Here is a 16,593-nt window from a genome sequence, read left to right as displayed (position 1 = left end):
GTGCTCAACCGTCTTAGGAGTGTCCTGCTCATGGCTACAGATCAGGGACCCGCCGGCGCCTCCCCCGCCGCTCCGGTCGTCACTGTCGCCGGTCCGCGCGTCCATCGGGCGGAGGAGGTGCTCACTCCGGAGGCGGTCGCCTTCGTCGTCGGCCTCCACCGCGCGTTCGAGGACCGCCGACAGGAGCTCCTGGCCCGCCGCAAGACCCGCCGCGCCGAGATCGCACGGGCCGGCACCCTGGACTTCCTCCCCGAGACGGCCGCCGTGCGCGAGGGCGACTGGACGGTCGCCGAGGCCCCGCGCGCGCTCCAGGACCGCCGGGTCGAGATCACCGGCCCCACCGACCGCAAGATGGTCATCAACGCGCTCAACTCGGGTGCCAGGGTCTGGCTCGCCGACTTCGAGGACGCCACCTCCCCGACCTGGGAGAACGTGGTCGGCGGCCAGATCAACCTGATCGACGCCTTCGAGGGCCGCATCGACTTCACGTCCTCGGCCGGCAAGGCCTACGCCCTCAAGCCCGCCGCCGATCTGGCCACCGTGGTGGTGCGCCCGCGCGGCTGGCACCTGGACGAGACCCACCTCCTGGTGGACGGCGTCCCGGTGGCAGGTGCCTTCTTCGACTTCGGTCTCTACTTCTTCCACAACGCGGCCCGGCTGATCGCCCGCGGCGCGGAGGATCCGAACTCCGGCCCGTACTTCTACCTGCCGAAGACCGAGAGCCACCTTGAGACGCGGCTGTGGAACGACGTCTTCACCCACGCCCAGGCCGCCCTCGGCATCCCGCACGGCACCATCCGCGCGACCGTCCTGATCGAGACGATCACCGCGGCCTTCGAGATGGAGGAGATCCTCTACGAGCTGCGCGACCACGCGGCCGGGCTCAACGCGGGGCGCTGGGACTACCTGTTCTCGATCGTCAAGAACTTCCGCGACGCCGGCGAGCACTACATCCTGCCGGACCGCAACACCGTCACCATGGCCTCGCCGTTCATGGCCGCCTACACCCGGCTGCTGGTGCAGACCTGCCACCGGCGCGGTGCCCACGCCATCGGCGGCATGGCCGCGTTCATCCCGAGCCGCAAGGACCCCGAGGTCAACGCGGGCGCCCTGGAGAAGGTCAAGGCCGACAAGGACCGGGAGGCCGGCCACGGCTTCGACGGCTCCTGGGTGGCGCACCCGGACCTGGTCCCGGTCGCCCGCGCGTCCTTCGACGCCGTGCTCGGCGACCGTCCGAACCAGAAGGACAACCCGGGCCCCGCCGAGCCCGTCACCGCGGCCCAGCTGCTCGACATCGCCGGCGCCGGCGGGACCTGCACCCACGCGGGCCTGCACAACGCCGTCCAGGTCGGCATCCGCTACATCGAGGCGTGGCTGCGCGGCCTGGGCGCGGTCGGCATCTTCAACATGATGGAGGACGCCGCCACCGCCGAGATCTCCCGCTCGCAGATCTGGCAGTGGATCAACAACGGCGTCGTGCTCGCGGACACCGGTGAGAAGGCCACCGCGGACCTCGTGCGCCGCCTGGTGGCCACGGAGCTGGCCGAGCTCCGGGCCGAGCTGGGCGACGACGTCTACGCCGGTGGGCGTTGGCGCGAGGCCGCCAAGCTCTTCGAACAGGTCGCCCTGGCCGAGGAGTTCGCGGACTTCCTGACCCTCCCCGCGCTTCCCCTGCTGGGCTGAGCCCAATCTATCCGCGTGCGGGCCGGCTGCCGTCTGCCACGCTGTAGCAGTCCCGCCGCCCTTTGCTCCGTTCCGTACGGCGACGAATCCACCTGTCCTCTCGTCGCCGTACGGAACGGCCTTCCGGAGGAACCTCATGGCGCGCATCTTCTTCAACGGCCAGGCCATGGTCGGCGGCCCCTTCCACGCCTCCGTCGCGGACGCGCTGGTCGGCCCGGTCCGCACCGCCCCCGGCTACCGCTTCTTCTCGATCGACGTCGGCGGCGAGAGCGACGTCTGCCCGGGGCTCCACCCCGACCCGTCCGTCGACACCGCGATCGAGGGTGAGCTCTACGACGTCAGCCTGGAGCACCTGCGCGACGTCGTCCTGCCAGGGGAGCCGCGGGAGCTGGAGCTCGGCGTGATCGAGCTGGCGGACGGCTCGGCCTGCCTCTCGATGCTGCTCGCCCGCGGCGAGGCGGAGCGCGGCGTCCACCGCGAGATCACCCACCACGGCGGCTGGCGCGCCTACCTCGCGACGCTCGGCCGCACGGCCTGAGCGACCACCCGGGCGGGCCGTCAGCGGGTGGTCCCGCCGCCCGCCAGCCCGTCGCCGAGCAGGCTGCGGCGGTAGAGGACGCTGCGGCCGTGCCGGGTCCGTTCCAGCAGACCGGCCGAGGCGAGGGCGCCAAGGTGGCGGCTGACCGCACCCGGGGTGACCCCCAGCCGGTGCGCCAGCTCGGTGGTGCTCGCCGGGGTCTCCAGCAGGGTGAGCAGCCGGGCCCGCGGTGCGCCGATCAGCCCGACCAGCGCCGCCTGCGGTTCGCCCGGTGCGCCGACCGGTCCCTCGCCGGGTATCGCGCCGCCCGGCCCGCCGCGGCCGGCGCGGCCCGCGGTCAGGCCCTCGGCCATGGTGGCCCTGCCACGCGCCGGATAGGTGATCAGCGGCGGTCCCAGCTGGGTGATGTCGGTCTGCGCGCCCAGTCCGAACAGGGTCGGGATCAGCACCAGCCCGCGTCCGGCGACGTCCACCGCGGTGCCCACCGCCCGGACGGCCGGATGGGGGTCGACGAGCCGCAGCACCCCGGCGTGCCAGGAGAGCCGGGCGTCGAGGTCGGCGAACAGCCCCTCCGCGCCGCGCTCCGAGAGCATCCGCCCGCGGTGGGCGATGTCCGCCTCCAGGGCCGACCGTGCCCGCGGCCACCACACCGGTGCCAGGCAGCGCGTCCAGTACGCCTCCAGCGCCTCGGCCGCCCGGGCGCTCAGCGCCGCCGGGTCGTCGATCAGGCCGGCCAGCACGGGTGGCAGCGGACTCCCGTCGCCGCGGTAGGCGGCGAGCACGTCCGCCCGCACCACCTCCGGCGGGGTAGCCGCCAGCACCGCGAGCTCGGCGGCGAAGTCCGGGCGGGGGCAGCCCGGCCGGGGCGTGAGGAAGTCGGGAACGAAGCCGACCGGCGCGATCAGCGAGTCCAGCAGCGCGGTGTCCAGCGTCTCGTAGCGCGGCTGCCAGCCGGCGGTCCACGCCCGGTGCTCGGGGTAGCGGGCGGGGAAGCGGCGTGCGCGCAGGCTCAACACCGTCTCCTGCAGCGGGGAGTAGCCGAACCAGGTGGCGGCGAGGTCGTCGACGCCGAAGTGGAACTCGAACATTGACCGCAACGGTAAAAGGATTCCACCGCCGTGGGAAGCCCGGTGTCCTACCGGCATGACCTCGACCGCGGTGCGCCCGCCCGTTCCCGGCCGCCTCCTGCCGGACGATCCGCTGCTGCGCCGGCTCGTCCTCATGTCCCTCGTGAACACCGTGGGGAACGGCATGTTCGCCACGGTCGGCGTCCTGTTCTTCACCCGCTCCGTCGGCCTGACGCCTGGTGGGGTGGCGCTCGGCCTGACGGCCGCCGGGGTCTGCGGAATGCTGGCCGGCGTGCCGATGGGGCGCCTCGCCGACCGGATCGGCAGCAGACGCCTGCTCCTGGTGACCGGGCCGCCGGAGGCGCTGGCCGTGCTGGGCTACGCCCTCGTCCATTCCTTCGCCGCCTTCGTCGCGCTGGCGTGCGTGGCGACGGTGCTGGAGCGCGGCGGCGTCGGCTGGGTGGTCCTGGCGGCGGTGTTCGCCGTGGCCGGGGCGGCCATGCCGGTCGCCGTCCGCGACCGGTCCGGGATCGCGAAGGGCTCGGCGCCGAAGCACTGCTGACGGAGTGCCACGATCCTGCCGGATCGACACCCGACCGGCACCCGGCGGTGTCCGCGCCCGACAGGGGTGGGCGCGGGCGCGCCGCAGCCCCGGACCCTCGCCGTGGGTCCGGGGCTGCGTTCCGCTCGCCGGCCCGGGAGGGGCGGCTCGCGGAGTCCGGGTCACGCACCGTCCCTGGGCGGCCCGGAGTGGGAGGGGAGCGGGAGGGCCGGAAGTCCTCCCGCTCCGGGAGGGGGGTACAGCGGATCGGGGATCAGACGGGCCGGGAGGCCAGCTCCTTGGCGGCGCGGGCGCAGTCGCGGGCGATCCGGTCCTCGTTGACGGTGGTCAGCTGGCCCTTCTCGACGACGGCGTTGCCGTTGACGAAGAGGGTGGCCAGCGGGGGGAGCGCGCCGAGGGTGAGGGCGGCGATCGGGTCGGCGATCGAGGAGTGCATGATGCCGTCGATCTTCCACAGGGCGAGGTCGGCCAGCTTGCCGACCTCGATCGAGCCGATCTCGTCCTGCCGGCCGAGCACCCGGGCGCCGCCCATGGTGCCCAGACGCAGCGCCTGGCGGCCGGTGAGAGCGGTCGGGTAGCCGTGCAGGCGGTTGATCAGCAGTGCGTTGCGCAGCTCGGTGCCCAGCTCGCCGGACTCGTTGGAGGCGGTGCCGTCCACGCCGAGGCCGACCGGTACGCCGGCCTTCAGCATGTCGGGGACGCGGGCGATGCCGGCGGCGAGGCGGGCGTTGGAGGAGGGGCAGTGCGCCACACCGGTGCCGGTCTCGGCGAACTTGGCGATGTCGGAGTCGTTCATGTGGACGCAGTGCGCCATCCAGACGTCCTCGCCGAGCCAGCCGACCGACTCGAAGTAGTCGGTCGGGCCCATCCCGAACAGCTGCTTGCAGAACGCCTCTTCCTCGGCGGTCTCGGAGCCGTGGGTGTGCAGCCGGACGCCCTTGCGGCGGGCCAGGACGGCGGACTCGCGCAGCAGGTCGGTGGAGACCGAGAAGGGCGAGCAGGGCGCGATGGCGACGTGCAGCATCGAGCCGAAGGAGGAGTCGTGGTACTTGTCCACGGCTGCCTCGGAGGAGGCGAGGATGTCGTCGAGCTCCTCGACGGCGTGGTCCGGCGGCAGTCCGCCGTCCTTCTTGCTGCGGTCCATCGAGCCGCGCAGCGCGGTGAAGCGCAGGCCGAGCTCCTGGACCGCCTCAATGGAGGCGCCGAGCACGTCCCCGCCGTCCTTGGGGAAGACGTAGTGGTGGTCCGAGGCGGTGGTGCAGCCGGACTTGAGCAGCGCGGCGGCGGAGCCCTGCGAGGCGGCGTGGACGAGCTTCTCGTCGATCCGGGCCCAGGTCGGGTAGAGCGCGACCAGCCAGTCGAAGAGGATGTCGTTCTGGGCGAGGCCGCGGGTGATCCACTGGTAGAAGTGGTGATGGGTGTTGACCAGGCCGGGGGTGACGAGGTGGCCCTCGCCGTTGATCCGGCGCACCACGTTGTCCAGCCACTGCGGGGCGGGGCCGTTGCCGACCGACTCGATCTTGTTGCCGAGGATGACCACGTGGCCGCGGGCGTACTCGGTGTCGTTGGCGTCGACCGTCGCGATCGCGACGTTCTCGATCACGATCCGCTGGTCGGCGGGCGGGGGCTGGACTGCCATGGGGAGCTCCTATGGGGGCGGCGGGCGGGCATGCCGGGCATGCCCGCCCGGTGGGTCAGGACGGTGTCGCCGTCGGCACCGTCGTGCCGGGTGTCCCGTCGGCCGGCGACCGGCGGGCGACCCCGACGTGGTGGAAGAGCAGGTTGAGCAGGACGGCCGTCACGCAGCCGGCCGAGATCCCGGAGTGCATCAGGGTGCGGACGGCCTCCGGGAAGGAGTCGTAGAAGGTCGGTACCGCGATCGGGACGATGCCGACGCCGAGCGAGACCGACACCAGGATGGTGTTCGAGCCGGACTCCATGCCGGCCTCCGCGAGGGTGCGGATGCCGCTCGCCGCGACCGTGCCGAAGAGCACGATCCCGGCGCCGCCCAGCACGGGCTGCGGGACCAGGGAGACGAGCGACCCGAGTACGGGGAAGAGCCCGAGCAGGATCAGGATGCCTCCGCCGGCCGCGACCACGAAGCGGCTGCGGATCCTCGTCAGCGCCACCAGCCCGATGTTCTGGGCGAAGGCGCTGGCGGCGAAGCCGTTGAAGACCGGGCTGAGCGCGGTGGCCAGTCCGTCCGCCCGCAGGCCGGCGGCGAGCACGGCCTCGTCGGCCTCGCGGTCGACGATCCTGCCGAGCGCCAGCATGTCGGCGGTGGACTCGGTCATCGAGACCACCATGACGATGCAGAGCGAGGCGATCGCGGCCGCGTCGAACATCGGCGCGCCGAAGTGGAACGGGGAGGGGAGCGCGAAGACCTTCGCGTCCTCGACCGCGCCGAAGTCGGCGAGGCCCAGCGGGAAGGCGAGCAGGGTGCCGATCGCCAGTCCGATGAGCAGGGAGAGCTGCTGCCAGAAGCCGCGCAGCAGCCGGTTGCAGAGCACCACCGCGACGAGGGTGATCGCGGCGAGGCCGATGGCCCTCATGGAGCCGTACCCGGGGGCGGCCGGCGAGCCGCCGCGCGCCCAGTTGACCGCCACCGGGAGGAGGGACACCCCGATGAGGGTGATCACGGTGCCCTGGACGACCGGCGGGAAGAACCTGATCAGCTTGCAGAAGTACGGTGCCGCGAGGAAGCACAGGAGCCCCGCGACGATCACCGCTCCGAAGATCACCGGGAGGGCGTCCTTCGGTCCGTGTTCCTCGGCTATGGCGATCATGGGGGCGACGCCGGCGAACGAGACGCCGTTCACGAACGGCAGGCGGGCGCCGATCTTCCAGAAGCCGAGGGTCTGGAGCAGGGTGGCCAGTCCGGCGGTGAACAGGCTGGCCGAGATGAGCAGGGCGAGCTCGGCGGGGGAGAGCCCCACGCCGGCGCCGACGATGAGCGGGGGAGCGACGACTCCCGCGTACATCGCGGCGACGTGCTGCAGGCCGGTGGAGACGAGCTTCGCCGGTGGCAGCAGTTCGTCCACGGGGTGGGTTTCCGGTCCGGACGGCTTGCCGGGGAGGTTGCTTGACGCACCGTCCGGACCAGAAGGTCTTGCAGGGGTGGAACCGCCGTCTGTGCTGCTGGTGTTGCTGGGTGCCATGTCGAGCCCCTCTTGTGCCCGTGGCTCGCGGCGCGCCCGCGGCGCTGGAGACGTTTCGATCGCGCGGTGGCCGGGGGCGGGACGGCGGTGCAAGGGTCCCCCGGCCGGTATCTCCAGTTCCCCGGGCCGGCCGCCGTCGAGCGGGCACGGTCTCCGGTGGGTGGGGGTGGAGAAACAGGTGGTGCGGGTACTGCGGGTGTCACGGGTGGTGCGGGCCGTCCGGTGCCGACCGGCCGCAGGGGGCCGGAGGGTGCCGCGACGCCGGACGGTGTTCACGGGGGAGGTCAGGCGACCGGGATCACCGGGACCACGCCCTCGCGGTGCACGGTGCCCTCGATCAGGCCGTACATCCGGTCGGCGGCGTAGTAGACCTCGTTGTCGTTCTTGAGGCCGAAGGGCTCCAGGTCGACGAGGAAGTGGTGCTTGTTCGGGAGTTCCAGGCGGACCTCGTCCACCTCGGCGCGGTTGTTCAGCACCCGGGTGCCCATCGCGTGCAGGGTCTGCTGCAGCGAGTAGGAGTAGGTCTCGGCGAAGGCCTCCAGCAGGTGCCGCTTCACGTGGGAGTAGGAGCGGTTCCAGTTGGGCTGGGCCTCATCGTCGCGGCCGCTGAAGCCGTACTTCCAGCGCGCCGTCACCTGGGTGGCGAGGATGCGGTCGTACGCCTCCTGGAGGGTGGTGTAGCGGTCCTTGATGTAGCCCCAGAACTCCGAGTTGGTGGAGTTCATCACGATGAGGTCCTTGAGGCCCGAGATGACCTGGACGGACTCGCCGTCGTAGACGACCTCGGTGGTGCGGGTCTCCTGCCCGGTGCGGACGAAGGAGTGGCCGACCTCCTCGGAGCCGATGAAGCGGGCCGAGCTGTCCGGCGTCTTGATCCGCTCCCAGGTGTACTCCTCGATCCGGATCCGGGCGCTGTGGACGACACCGCGCTCGGTGTTGTCCACGAAGTGCCGCGCCAGCAGGATGCCGAAGGCCTCGGCCGACTCGATCCCGTACTCCTTGGCGAAGGCGTACACGGTGTTCTTCGTCGTGTCGGTGGGCAGGCAGTTGGCGTTCGACCCGGTGAGGTGGACGTCCTCGAACTCGCCCTGGAGGGAGACCGAGACGTTCAGGTCCTTGATCTCGTGACGGGTCGAGTCACGGGAGATTCGGACGATGCGGTTCTCCGCCTTGCCGTACTGGTTCTGACCGAGCACGTGGGCCATGACATGGCTCCCAATCAATCAAGCGGTCTAGCTTCCGCGGTAGACCGAGTATCCGAACGGGTTGAGCAGCAGCGGCACGTGGTAGTGGTGCTGCGCGGGCGCGACCGTGAAGACGATCGAGACCTCGGGGAAGAACGGCGTCTCCTCGGACTTCACCGCGTAGTACGCGGCTGTGTCGAAGAGCAGCCGGACGACCGAGCCCGCCTCCACGGCCGGCAGGTCCTTGGCCCGGCCGTCGGAGTCCGTGGCGGAGGTGCCGAGCACCGTCCAGCCACCCTCGGTGTGCAGCGCGAGCTCGACCGGGACACCCTCGGCCGGGCGGCCGAGGCTGGTGTCGAGCACGTGGGTGGAGATGCCAGTCATGGGTGAAGTGACCTTACTGATGGCAGGTGTGACGTTGCGTCGACCGTGGATGACGTGACGTCAGCCTTCGTCGAGCAGCCGGTTGATCCGGATGTCGTTGATCTTGCGGAGCTCGCCCCGGACGATCTCCGCCTCGGTGGCGGCGTCGTTCGGGTGGCGCTCCCGCAGCGCGGCGAGCATGGTGTCCGCGGTGCGCCCGGTGGCGCAGATCAGGAACACGTGGCCGAACTTCGCCTCGTAGGCGGCGTTGGCCTCGTGCAGTTCGTCGAGGAGTGCGGTGTCCACTCCCTTGATGCCGGCCTGCTCGCGCTCGGAGGTGGCGTCGCCCGCCTTGGGCTCGCCGATCCGGGCGTGGCCGGCCATCGCGTCGTTCAGGTCGGCGACCGTGAGGGCGGCCATGGCCGACGCGTTGGCGTCGAGCAGGGCCGTGCGGTCGGACCAGGGCCGGGCCGCCGCGACGGCGTCGGCCCAGGTGGGGCTGGAGCAGACCTCCAGCAGGATCGCCCTCAGCTCGGCGGCGTCGGCCGCCGCCAGGGCCTCAAGGGCGTGGGGGTGGTTGGTCACGGGTGGACCTCCTGAAGAGTGGTGCCACCCGCACAAGCTAGATCGGCCCAACGTGGCCGTCAACACTTTGTTGAACGGTTGGTGGTTACGTTTTGAACGGGTCCCGGTTACCCGGCCGTTTCGTGTGCGATGAGACAAGTGTGCCCCGCCGGGGGCTGGTGAAGACTGGCCCGGCCGGCGGGTTTCACCCGGAAGTGCGCGGATCCGTGCACCTCACGGGCGGCTTCGCACACCCCGCGGGGGCTCGCCGGCCGTGCTCAGCCGGACTTCGAGCCGTCCTGGCGGTTGAGGTAGTTGTACACGGTGAAGCGGCTGACGCCGAGCGCCGAGGCGACCGTCTCCACCCCGTGGCGGACGGTGAAGGCGCCGCGCTCCTCCAGGAGGGCGACCACGCGCTGCTTCTCCCCGCGGTCCAGCTCGGTCAGCGGACGGCCGTCGAACTGGCGGGTCATCTCTGCCAGCAGGCGGTCCAGTGCGCTGCTGAGGTGGGGCAGTCGTACGGCGAGCGCCGGGGCGCCCTCCCACTCCAGGACGACGTCCTCGGTCTTCGCCTCGTCCAGTCGGACGGGCGTGGCGCCGACGGCGTCCAGCAGCGGCTTTATCGCCGCGGCGAGCGGGTGTTCCACGTGCTCGGTCACGGCGTACCGCCCTCCTCGCCGAGCACGCTGACCTGGACCGAGATCCGGGTCGCGCCCGCGTCCAGGGTGTCCCGGAGCAGCTTGGTCACCGCGCCCAGGACCTGCTCGGCATCGCCCTCCGCGCCGGTGCCGAAGGGGCCGACCGAGACGGCCAGGCCGGCCTCGTCGACCACCTTCCGGGCCGCCACGGCGTGCTCCGGGAACGTGTCCAGTTCGAACGGTTCTGTCGTGAACTCCACCATCAATCGCACCCGCCCACTGTAGCGAGCGGGGGTGCGGGCGGGCAGGGGCTGGTCGATCGAACAGTGGCGGGGCCTGTGGGGCAGCCGTTCCGGTGCCCTTCAACAAATTGTTGCGGCGGTCTTGACACCCGCTCGACGCGGCGGACATGCTTCCACCAAGCAGAATCCCTCTTCCGGATCGTGGAAGTTGCGGATGACGGAAGAGAGTGAGAGGTGATTGACGTGACGGCTGCGGCCCAGCACCGCTACACGGTCAACCTGTCGATCCTGTTCAGCGAGCTCCCGCTCCTGGAGCGCCCGGCCGCTGCCGCCGCCGCGGGCTTCACCGCCGCCGAGCTCTGGTGGCCGTTCGGCGAGAGCGCCACGCCGGCGGAGGCCGAACTGGACGCGCTCCGCAAGGCCTTCACCGACGCCGGCGTGCAGCTCACCGGGCTCAACTTCCTGGACGACCTCAGCCTCGGCGTCCGCGGCACCGTCTCCGTGCCGGCCGCGAAGGACCGCTTCCGCGCCAACGTCCCGGTCGCCGCCGAGCTGGCCGCCTCGCTCGGCGCCGAGGCGCTCAACGCGCTGTACGGCAACCGGGTCGAGGGCGTGGACCCGGCCGAGCAGGACGCGCTCGCGCTGGAGAACCTCGTCCTCGCCGCCCGGGCCGCCCACGAGATCGGCGCGATCCTGCTGGTCGAGGCGCTGAACAGGCCCGAGTCGCCGGACTACCCGCTGGTCTCCGCCGCCGCCGCGGTCGAGGTCGTGGACAAGGTCAACGCCGCCACCGGCCTGGGCAACGCGAAGTTCCTCTGCGACCTCTACCACCTGGCCATGAACGGCGAGGACCCGGCCGCGGTGATCGAGACCTACGCCGACCGCTTCGGCCACGTCCAGATCGCCGACAACCCGGGCCGCAACGAGCCGGGCACCGGCGGCCTCGACTTCGAGGACCTGTTCGCCCGCCTCACCGCCGCGGGTTACACCGGCCGGATCGGGCTGGAGTACCGCCCCTCCACCGGCGTCAGCGCCGACAGCTTCGAGTGGCTTCCGCGCGAACTGCGCTCGGCCGGCTGAGCGCACCGCCCTCCGGCGCGCCCGCCGGACCTCCCGCACCCCACCCCTCCACGCACCTAAGGAACGACGCGATGAGCCGCAAGATCGCCTTCATCGGCCTCGGCATCATGGGCAGCCCGATGGCCGCCAACCTGGTCAAGGCCGGGCACCACGTCACGGGCTTCAACCTCACCCAGCCGCAGATCGACGCCCTGGTCGCCGCCGGCGGTCACGGCGCCACCAGCATCGCCGACGCGGTGAAGGACGCCGAGGTCGTCATCACCATGGTCCCGGCCGACCCGCACGTCGAGCAGGTCATCCTGGGCGAGGGCGGCGTCCTGGAGAACGCCCGGCCCGGCAGCCTGGTGATCGACATGTCCTCGATCACCCCGCAGACCTCGATCAAGGTCGAGGCCGCCGCCAAGGAGAAGGGCATCCGCACCCTGGACGCCCCGGTCTCCGGCGGCGAGGCCGGTGCCGTCGAGGCCGTCCTGTCGATCATGGTCGGCGGCGCGGCGGAGGACTTCGCCGAGGCCAAGCCGCTGTTCGACGCGCTGGGCACCACGGTCGTCCACGTCGGCCCGGCCGGCGCCGGCCAGACCGTGAAGGCCGCCAACCAGCTGATCGTCGCCGCCAACATCCAGGTCCTGGCCGAGGCCGTGGTCTTCCTGGAGAACGCCGGCGTCGACCTGGGCGCCGCGCTGGACGTGCTCGGCGGCGGCCTGGCGGGCTCGACCGTGCTCAACCGCAAGAAGGCGAACATGCTCAACCGCGAGTTCGCCCCCGGCTTCCGCATCGACCTGCACCACAAGGACATGGGCATCGTCACCGACGCCGCCCGGGCCGTGGGTGCCGCCCTGCCGGTCGGCGCGGTCGTCGCGCAGCTGGTCGCCTCGGCCCGTGCCAACGGCGACGGCTCCCTCGACCACTCGGCGCTGCTGCGCGGCGTCGAGCGGCTGTCCGGCCGCGAGGTCAAGTAGCCGGACCGGGCCCCCGCGGCCCGCAGACTCCTCCTGGTGGCGTGTACCTATCCGGTCGTGCCCGCGCCACCAGGAGGCCAGGCCCGATCGGCAGGTGGGCTGGGGCTCATCCGCCCCCTGCCGATCGACCAAGCCGGTGACGCGCACTCCCTGACGGGGGCACTTCGGTCGTGCCAGTTGCGTGTCGCCCGGCCCTCTCCTTCGCCGAGGGGAGCCTCTCGTACGTCGGAAGCGGGACGAGGGGAACGGCGGGGAGGGGGCCATCGCACCCCCACCCGGGCCCGCGCCCGGCGGGGTGCCCGCCCGGATCGCGGGCAGGCCGTCCGGCGGGCACCCGTCGGACGGGGGCAGGCCCCCGACGGACGCACCCCGACGGGGGCACCTGCCCGGTCCGGCCGACCGTGCCGGGGCGCACGCCCGCCCCGCGGGCACATGCTTGACGAACCGTTGCCAGACCAGTCCGGAAGTGAGGCCCACGCCATGCCCGTCACCCCCACCCAGGGCCATGTGGTCGTAGCTCCCGACAAGTTCAAGGGCACCCTGGAAGGTGCCGAGGTCGCCGCGCGGATCGCCGCAGGCATCCGCCGCGCCGCGCCCGGCACCGAGGTCCGCGAGCTGCCCGTCGCCGACGGCGGTGAGGGCACCCTGGCCGCCGCGCTGGCCGCCGGCTTCAACCGGATCCCGGCCAAGGTGGCCGGCCCCACCGGCCTGCCGGTGGACGCCGCACTCGCCGTGCGGGGCGACACCGCCGTGGTCGAGCTGGCGCAGTCCTCCGGGCTGGCCCGGCTTCCCGGCGGCCGGACCGCCCCGCTCGCGGCCGGCTCCTACGGGGTCGGCCAGCTGATCGGCCGGGCGGTGAGCCTGGGTGCCAAGCGGATCGTGCTCGGCCTCGGCGGCAGCGCCTGCACCGACGGCGGGGCCGGCATGGTCCAGGCCCTCGGCGTCAGCCTGCTGGACGCCGACGGCACCGAGCTGGCCCCGGGCGGCGCCGCGCTGCGCAAGCTCGACCGGCTCGACCTCGGCCCGCTGTCCACGGCGACGTCGGCGGCGGGGCTCACCGGGATCGAGGTCGTGGTGGCCTGCGACGTGGACAACCCGCTGCTCGGTCCGCGCGGCGCGACCGCCGTCTACGGCCCGCAGAAGGGCGCCGACGGCGAGGACCTGGTGATCCTGGAGGAGGGCCTGACCCGCTTCGCCGACGTGGTCGGCGAAGCCGTCGGACGGGACTTCCGCAACGCCCCCGGCGCCGGGGCCGCAGGCGGGGTGGGCTTCGCCGCCCTCGCCCTGCTCGGCGCCACCATGCGACCCGGCATCGAGCTGATGCTCGATCTGCTGGGTTTCGACGAGGCCGTGCGTGGGGCACGCCTCGTCGTGACCGGCGAGGGCTGCCTGGACGCGCAGACGCTCCACGGCAAGGCGCCCGCCGGCGTTGCCGCGGCGGCCACCCGGGCGGGGGTTCGGGTGGCGGTCGTGGCAGGGCGGTTGGAACTCGCCGAGAGCGAGTGGCGGGCGGCCGGCTTCGTCGGCGCCTACGCCCTCACCGACCTGGCCGAACAGCCCGGGGACAGCATGACCCGGGCGGCGGAGCTCGCCGAGGTCGCGGGGGAGCGGCTGGCGGCGGAGTTCCTCGCCGGCTGACCGGAAGGCCCCCTTCGCGTCCGACCGCAAGCCCCCGTCCGACGCGGGCGGGAGGGTTGCGGCCGGTCGGGCCGAACGCCCGCCCCGGGCGGCCGGAACCCGTCGGCCCTCGTACGTTCCTCCATTGACGTTTTGTTGAAGGCGGCCCTAGGCTCCGGGCAATCCTTCGACGTACCCCACCCCTCTTCTTCAGGCTTCGGAGGTCCCCCATGCCCTTCAGCGAGACTGCGGTGATCCGCTCCCGCCGGGTGGTTCTGCCGGACGGCGAGCGCCCCGCGGACGTGCTGATCCGGGACGGGCGGATCGAGCAGATCGCCGCGCACGGCACGCTGCTCGGCGGCGACCGGCAGCTGACCGACCTCGGTGACACCGCGCTGCTGCCCGGTCTGGTCGACACCCACGTGCACGTCAACGAGCCCGGCCGGACCGAGTGGGAGGGCTTCGCCACCGCCACCCGGGCGGCCGCCGCCGGCGGCGTCACCACGATCATCGACATGCCGCTCAACTCGATTCCGCCCACCACCACGGTGGCCGGCCTGGAGGCCAAGCGGAAGACCGCCGAGGGCCAGGCCTGGGTCGACCTCGGATTCTGGGGCGGCGCCGTCCCCGGCAACGTCCCGGACCTCGAACCGCTGCACCGTGCGGGCGTGTTCGGCTTCAAGAGCTTCCTCGCGCCGTCCGGCGTGGACGAGTTCCCGCACGTCGAGGCGGCCGACCTGGAGGCCGCGCTGGCCGAGCAGGCCCGGATCGGGGCTCTGGCGATCATCCACGCCGAGGATCCGGCCGTCCTGGACGCCGCCCCGCAGCAACCCGGCGTCCACTACCGGGACTTCCTCGCCTCGCGGCCCGCCGACGCCGAGACCGCGGCCGTCGCGCGGCTGCTCGACACGGCCCGCCGCACCGGCGCCCGGGTGCACATCCTGCACGTCTCCTCGGCCGCCGTGCTGCCGCTGCTGCGTCAGGCCCGCGAGGACGGCGTCCGGGTGACCGCCGAGACCTGTCCGCACTACCTCACCCTCGCGGCCGAGCAGGTGCCGGACGGAGACACCGCGTTCAAGTGCTGCCCGCCGATCCGGGACGAGTCCAACCGGGACGCGCTCTGGGCGGCCCTGGCGGCCGGCGAGTTCGTCGCCGTCGTCTCCGACCACTCGCCGTCCACGCCGGACCTCAAGCTGCTGCCGGAGTTCGGCGGCAGCGGGGACTTCGCCGAGGCCTGGGGCGGCATCGCCTCCCTGCAGCTGGGCCTGCCGGCGATCTGGACCGAGGCCCGCCGCCGCGGCCACACGCTCGGCGACGTGGTCCGCTGGATGGCGAGCGGCCCGGCCTCGCTGGTCGGCCTCACCGGCACCAAGGGCGCCATCGCCGTCGGCCACGACGCCGACCTGGTCGCGTTCGACCCGGACGCCGATTTCGCCGTGGACGCCGGTGAGCTTCACCACCGCAACCCCGTCACCCCGTACGCCGGCCGGACGCTGACCGGTGCCGTGCGCGCCACCTGGCTGCGCGGCCGGGTCGTCGACGTCGCGGCCGAGCCGTTCGGCCGCCAGATCACCCGCCCGGCCGCCGGCCCGGACACCCGCCCCGAGGAGACTCAGTGAGCACCGTCAACACCCCGAGCGCTCCCTTCACCGAGCTGGTCGACCTGGCCTCCCGGCTGCTCGGCGCCGGCGTCGTCGCCACCAACGAGGACACCTTCGCGGACGCGGAGAACCTGCTGGTCGCCAAGCCCGCCGAGTTCCGGCCGCACACCTTCGGCCACAAGGGCCAGATCATGGACGGCTGGGAGTCCAAGCGGCGCCGCGGCGTCAGCGCCGACCAGCCGCACCCCGCCGACGACGACCACGACTGGACGATCGTCCGGCTCGGCGTCGCCGGTGTGATCCGCGGCCTGATCGTCGACACCGCGCACTTCACCGGCAACTACCCGGAGAGCGCATCGGTCGAGGCCGCCGCGATACCCGGCCACCCCTCGCCCGACGAGCTGGCCGCCGCGGAGTGGGTCGAGCTGCTGCCCCGCACCCCGCTCCGGGGCGACACGGCCCACGCGTTCGAGGTCCGCGACGAGACCCGCTACACCCACGTCCGGCTGAACATCTTCCCGGACGGCGGCGTGGCCCGGCTCCGCGTCCACGGCGAGGTGCTGCCCGACCCGCGCGAGCTCGACGGCCTCACCTTCGACCTCGCCGCCCAGGAGTACGGCGGCGTGGCCGAGGCGGCGTCCGACCGCTACTTCTCCTCCCCGCACAACCTGAACGCTCCCGGTCGCGCCTCCGTCATGGGCGAGGGCTGGGAGACCCGGCGTCGGCGCGACAAGGCCAACGACTGGGTGCAGATCGCCCTGGCCGGGGGCGGCGAGGTCCTGGCCGCCGAGGTGGACACCACCCACTTCGTCGCCAACGCCCCCGGCTGGGCCGACCTGGTCGGCTACGACGCCTCGCGGGGCGGCAACCCCGCCGAGGACCGCGCCGGCTGGTTCGAGGTCCTGCCCCGCACCCGCCTGCAGCCCGACACCCGGCACCGGTTCCGGCTCGACGTCGGCCGCCCGGTCACCCACGTGCGCATCAACGTGTACCCGGACGGCGGTCTCGCCCGGCTCCGCCTCACCGGCCGGCTGACCGAGGCCGGCCGCGCCGCCCTGGCGCTGCGCTGGTTCAACGCCGTCCCGGCCGCCGAGGCCGCCGCCGCGCTCGCCGAGGCCGGCCTCAGCGCCGACGAGGCCGCCGCGCTCACCGCCGCCCGTCCGCTCGCGGACCCGGCCGCGGTCACCGCCGCCGTCGCCGAGCTCCGGCCCGCCGACGGCCCGGACGGCGAGCACTCCTCCCGCCGCCGCTCGGCGGTCTGGCGCCTGCTCGGCGTCTGAGCGGCCGCCGCTCGGACGCCAACCCCTCCTCCACGCACCGCTTGTACCGACACCTGA

At 73.0% G+C, this 16,593-nt stretch carries 16 protein-coding genes; 8 read left to right on the top strand and 8 right to left on the bottom strand.

Annotated features, from left to right (window positions below; genetic code table 11):
• Positions 1–30 precede the first annotated feature (30 nt).
• Positions 31–1,683: a malate synthase A gene (aceB, locus tag ACF9IK_RS07575; protein WP_395293466.1), complete on the top strand. Its 1,653-nt coding sequence runs from the start codon at positions 31–33 to the stop codon at positions 1,681–1,683.
• A gap of 136 nt (positions 1,684–1,819) precedes the next feature.
• Positions 1,820–2,221: an allophanate hydrolase-related protein gene (locus ACF9IK_RS07570; RefSeq protein ID WP_238862488.1), complete on the top strand. Its 402-nt coding sequence runs from the start codon at positions 1,820–1,822 to the stop codon at positions 2,219–2,221.
• A gap of 20 nt (positions 2,222–2,241) precedes the next feature.
• Here ACF9IK_RS07570 and ACF9IK_RS07565 read toward each other — a convergent pair whose 3' ends face one another.
• Positions 2,242–3,309: an ArsR/SmtB family transcription factor gene (locus tag ACF9IK_RS07565; RefSeq protein WP_395293465.1), complete on the bottom strand. Its 1,068-nt coding sequence runs from the start codon at positions 3,307–3,309 to the stop codon at positions 2,242–2,244.
• Between the two features lie 55 nt (positions 3,310–3,364).
• Between ACF9IK_RS07565 and ACF9IK_RS07560 the strand changes: the two genes are divergently transcribed.
• Complete coding sequence (locus ACF9IK_RS07560) at positions 3,365–3,850, top strand: hypothetical protein (protein WP_395293464.1); 486 nt, start codon at positions 3,365–3,367, stop codon at positions 3,848–3,850.
• A gap of 253 nt (positions 3,851–4,103) precedes the next feature.
• Here ACF9IK_RS07560 and ACF9IK_RS07555 read toward each other — a convergent pair whose 3' ends face one another.
• The 7 genes from ACF9IK_RS07555 to ACF9IK_RS07525 form a co-directional block, all read right to left on the bottom strand.
• Positions 4,104–5,489, bottom strand: a complete 1,386-nt coding sequence (locus ACF9IK_RS07555) for an 8-oxoguanine deaminase (protein ID WP_395293463.1) — start codon at positions 5,487–5,489, stop codon at positions 4,104–4,106.
• A gap of 55 nt (positions 5,490–5,544) precedes the next feature.
• The gene (locus tag ACF9IK_RS07550) at positions 5,545–7,008 is read right to left on the bottom strand and encodes a nucleobase:cation symporter-2 family protein (RefSeq protein WP_395293462.1); all 1,464 of its coding nucleotides are present in this window, start codon (positions 7,006–7,008) and stop codon (positions 5,545–5,547) included.
• A 284-nt stretch (positions 7,009–7,292) separates the two neighbouring features.
• Entirely contained in the window at positions 7,293–8,213 is a 921-nt protein-coding gene (gene pucL, locus ACF9IK_RS07545) for a factor-independent urate hydroxylase (protein WP_395293461.1), read from the bottom strand.
• Between the two features lie 27 nt (positions 8,214–8,240).
• A complete protein-coding gene (uraH, locus tag ACF9IK_RS07540) occupies positions 8,241–8,576 on the bottom strand; it encodes a hydroxyisourate hydrolase (RefSeq protein WP_395293460.1) in 336 nt (111 codons plus the stop codon).
• A 60-nt stretch (positions 8,577–8,636) separates the two neighbouring features.
• Positions 8,637–9,140, bottom strand: a complete 504-nt coding sequence (uraD, locus tag ACF9IK_RS07535; RefSeq protein WP_395293459.1) for a 2-oxo-4-hydroxy-4-carboxy-5-ureidoimidazoline decarboxylase — start codon at positions 9,138–9,140, stop codon at positions 8,637–8,639.
• Between the two features lie 257 nt (positions 9,141–9,397).
• Positions 9,398–9,778 (bottom strand): helix-turn-helix domain-containing protein, encoded by a 381-nt coding sequence (locus ACF9IK_RS07530; RefSeq protein WP_395293458.1) that lies wholly within the window; start codon positions 9,776–9,778, stop codon positions 9,398–9,400.
• Entirely contained in the window at positions 9,775–10,020 is a 246-nt protein-coding gene (locus tag ACF9IK_RS07525) for a thiamine-binding protein (RefSeq protein WP_255752388.1), read from the bottom strand. The genes ACF9IK_RS07530 and ACF9IK_RS07525 overlap by 4 nt, the downstream gene beginning before the upstream one ends.
• A 213-nt stretch (positions 10,021–10,233) precedes the next feature.
• On the opposite strand from ACF9IK_RS07525, the gene ACF9IK_RS07520 reads away from it, so the two are divergent.
• From ACF9IK_RS07520 to alc, 5 genes are all read left to right on the top strand, one after another.
• Entirely contained in the window at positions 10,234–11,079 is an 846-nt protein-coding gene (locus ACF9IK_RS07520) for a TIM barrel protein (RefSeq protein WP_395293457.1), read from the top strand.
• Positions 11,080–11,150: 71 nt separating this feature from the next.
• Positions 11,151–12,038 (top strand): 2-hydroxy-3-oxopropionate reductase, encoded by an 888-nt coding sequence (locus ACF9IK_RS07515; protein ID WP_395293456.1) that lies wholly within the window; start codon positions 11,151–11,153, stop codon positions 12,036–12,038.
• Positions 12,039–12,518: 480 nt separating this feature from the next.
• Positions 12,519–13,676 (top strand): glycerate kinase, encoded by a 1,158-nt coding sequence (locus ACF9IK_RS07510; protein ID WP_395293455.1) that lies wholly within the window; start codon positions 12,519–12,521, stop codon positions 13,674–13,676.
• Positions 13,677–13,885: 209 nt separating this feature from the next.
• A complete protein-coding gene (allB, locus tag ACF9IK_RS07505) occupies positions 13,886–15,274 on the top strand; it encodes an allantoinase AllB (RefSeq protein WP_395293454.1) in 1,389 nt (462 codons plus the stop codon).
• Positions 15,271–16,536 (top strand): allantoicase, encoded by a 1,266-nt coding sequence (gene alc / locus ACF9IK_RS07500; protein ID WP_395293453.1) that lies wholly within the window; start codon positions 15,271–15,273, stop codon positions 16,534–16,536. Before allB ends, alc begins: the two co-directional genes overlap by 4 nt.
• The last annotated feature ends 57 nt before the right edge of the window (positions 16,537–16,593 follow it).

The sequence above is a fragment of the Kitasatospora hibisci genome (assembly GCF_043950205.1).
Lineage (GTDB): Bacteria > Actinomycetota > Actinomycetes > Streptomycetales > Streptomycetaceae > Kitasatospora > Kitasatospora hibisci.
This window is presented reverse-complemented; position numbering and strand designations above follow the sequence as displayed.

Coding starts and splice junctions, on each gene's coding strand:
- ACF9IK_RS07565 (WP_395293465.1), bottom strand. CDS start 3,309: ATGTTCGAGTTCCACTTCGGCGTCGACGACCTCGCCGCCACCTGGTTC.
- ACF9IK_RS07555 (WP_395293463.1), bottom strand. CDS start 5,489: ATGGCAGTCCAGCCCCCGCCCGCCGACCAGCGGATCGTGATCGAGAAC.
- ACF9IK_RS07570 (WP_238862488.1), top strand. CDS start 1,820: ATGGCGCGCATCTTCTTCAACGGCCAGGCCATGGTCGGCGGCCCCTTC.
- allB (WP_395293454.1), top strand. CDS start 13,886: ATGCCCTTCAGCGAGACTGCGGTGATCCGCTCCCGCCGGGTGGTTCTG.
- ACF9IK_RS07515 (WP_395293456.1), top strand. CDS start 11,151: ATGAGCCGCAAGATCGCCTTCATCGGCCTCGGCATCATGGGCAGCCCG.
- pucL (WP_395293461.1), bottom strand. CDS start 8,213: ATGGCCCACGTGCTCGGTCAGAACCAGTACGGCAAGGCGGAGAACCGC.
- aceB (WP_395293466.1), top strand. CDS start 31: ATGGCTACAGATCAGGGACCCGCCGGCGCCTCCCCCGCCGCTCCGGTC.
- ACF9IK_RS07525 (WP_255752388.1), bottom strand. CDS start 10,020: ATGGTGGAGTTCACGACAGAACCGTTCGAACTGGACACGTTCCCGGAG.
- ACF9IK_RS07560 (WP_395293464.1), top strand. CDS start 3,365: ATGACCTCGACCGCGGTGCGCCCGCCCGTTCCCGGCCGCCTCCTGCCG.
- ACF9IK_RS07510 (WP_395293455.1), top strand. CDS start 12,519: ATGCCCGTCACCCCCACCCAGGGCCATGTGGTCGTAGCTCCCGACAAG.
- uraH (WP_395293460.1), bottom strand. CDS start 8,576: ATGACTGGCATCTCCACCCACGTGCTCGACACCAGCCTCGGCCGCCCG.
- ACF9IK_RS07550 (WP_395293462.1), bottom strand. CDS start 7,008: ATGGCACCCAGCAACACCAGCAGCACAGACGGCGGTTCCACCCCTGCA.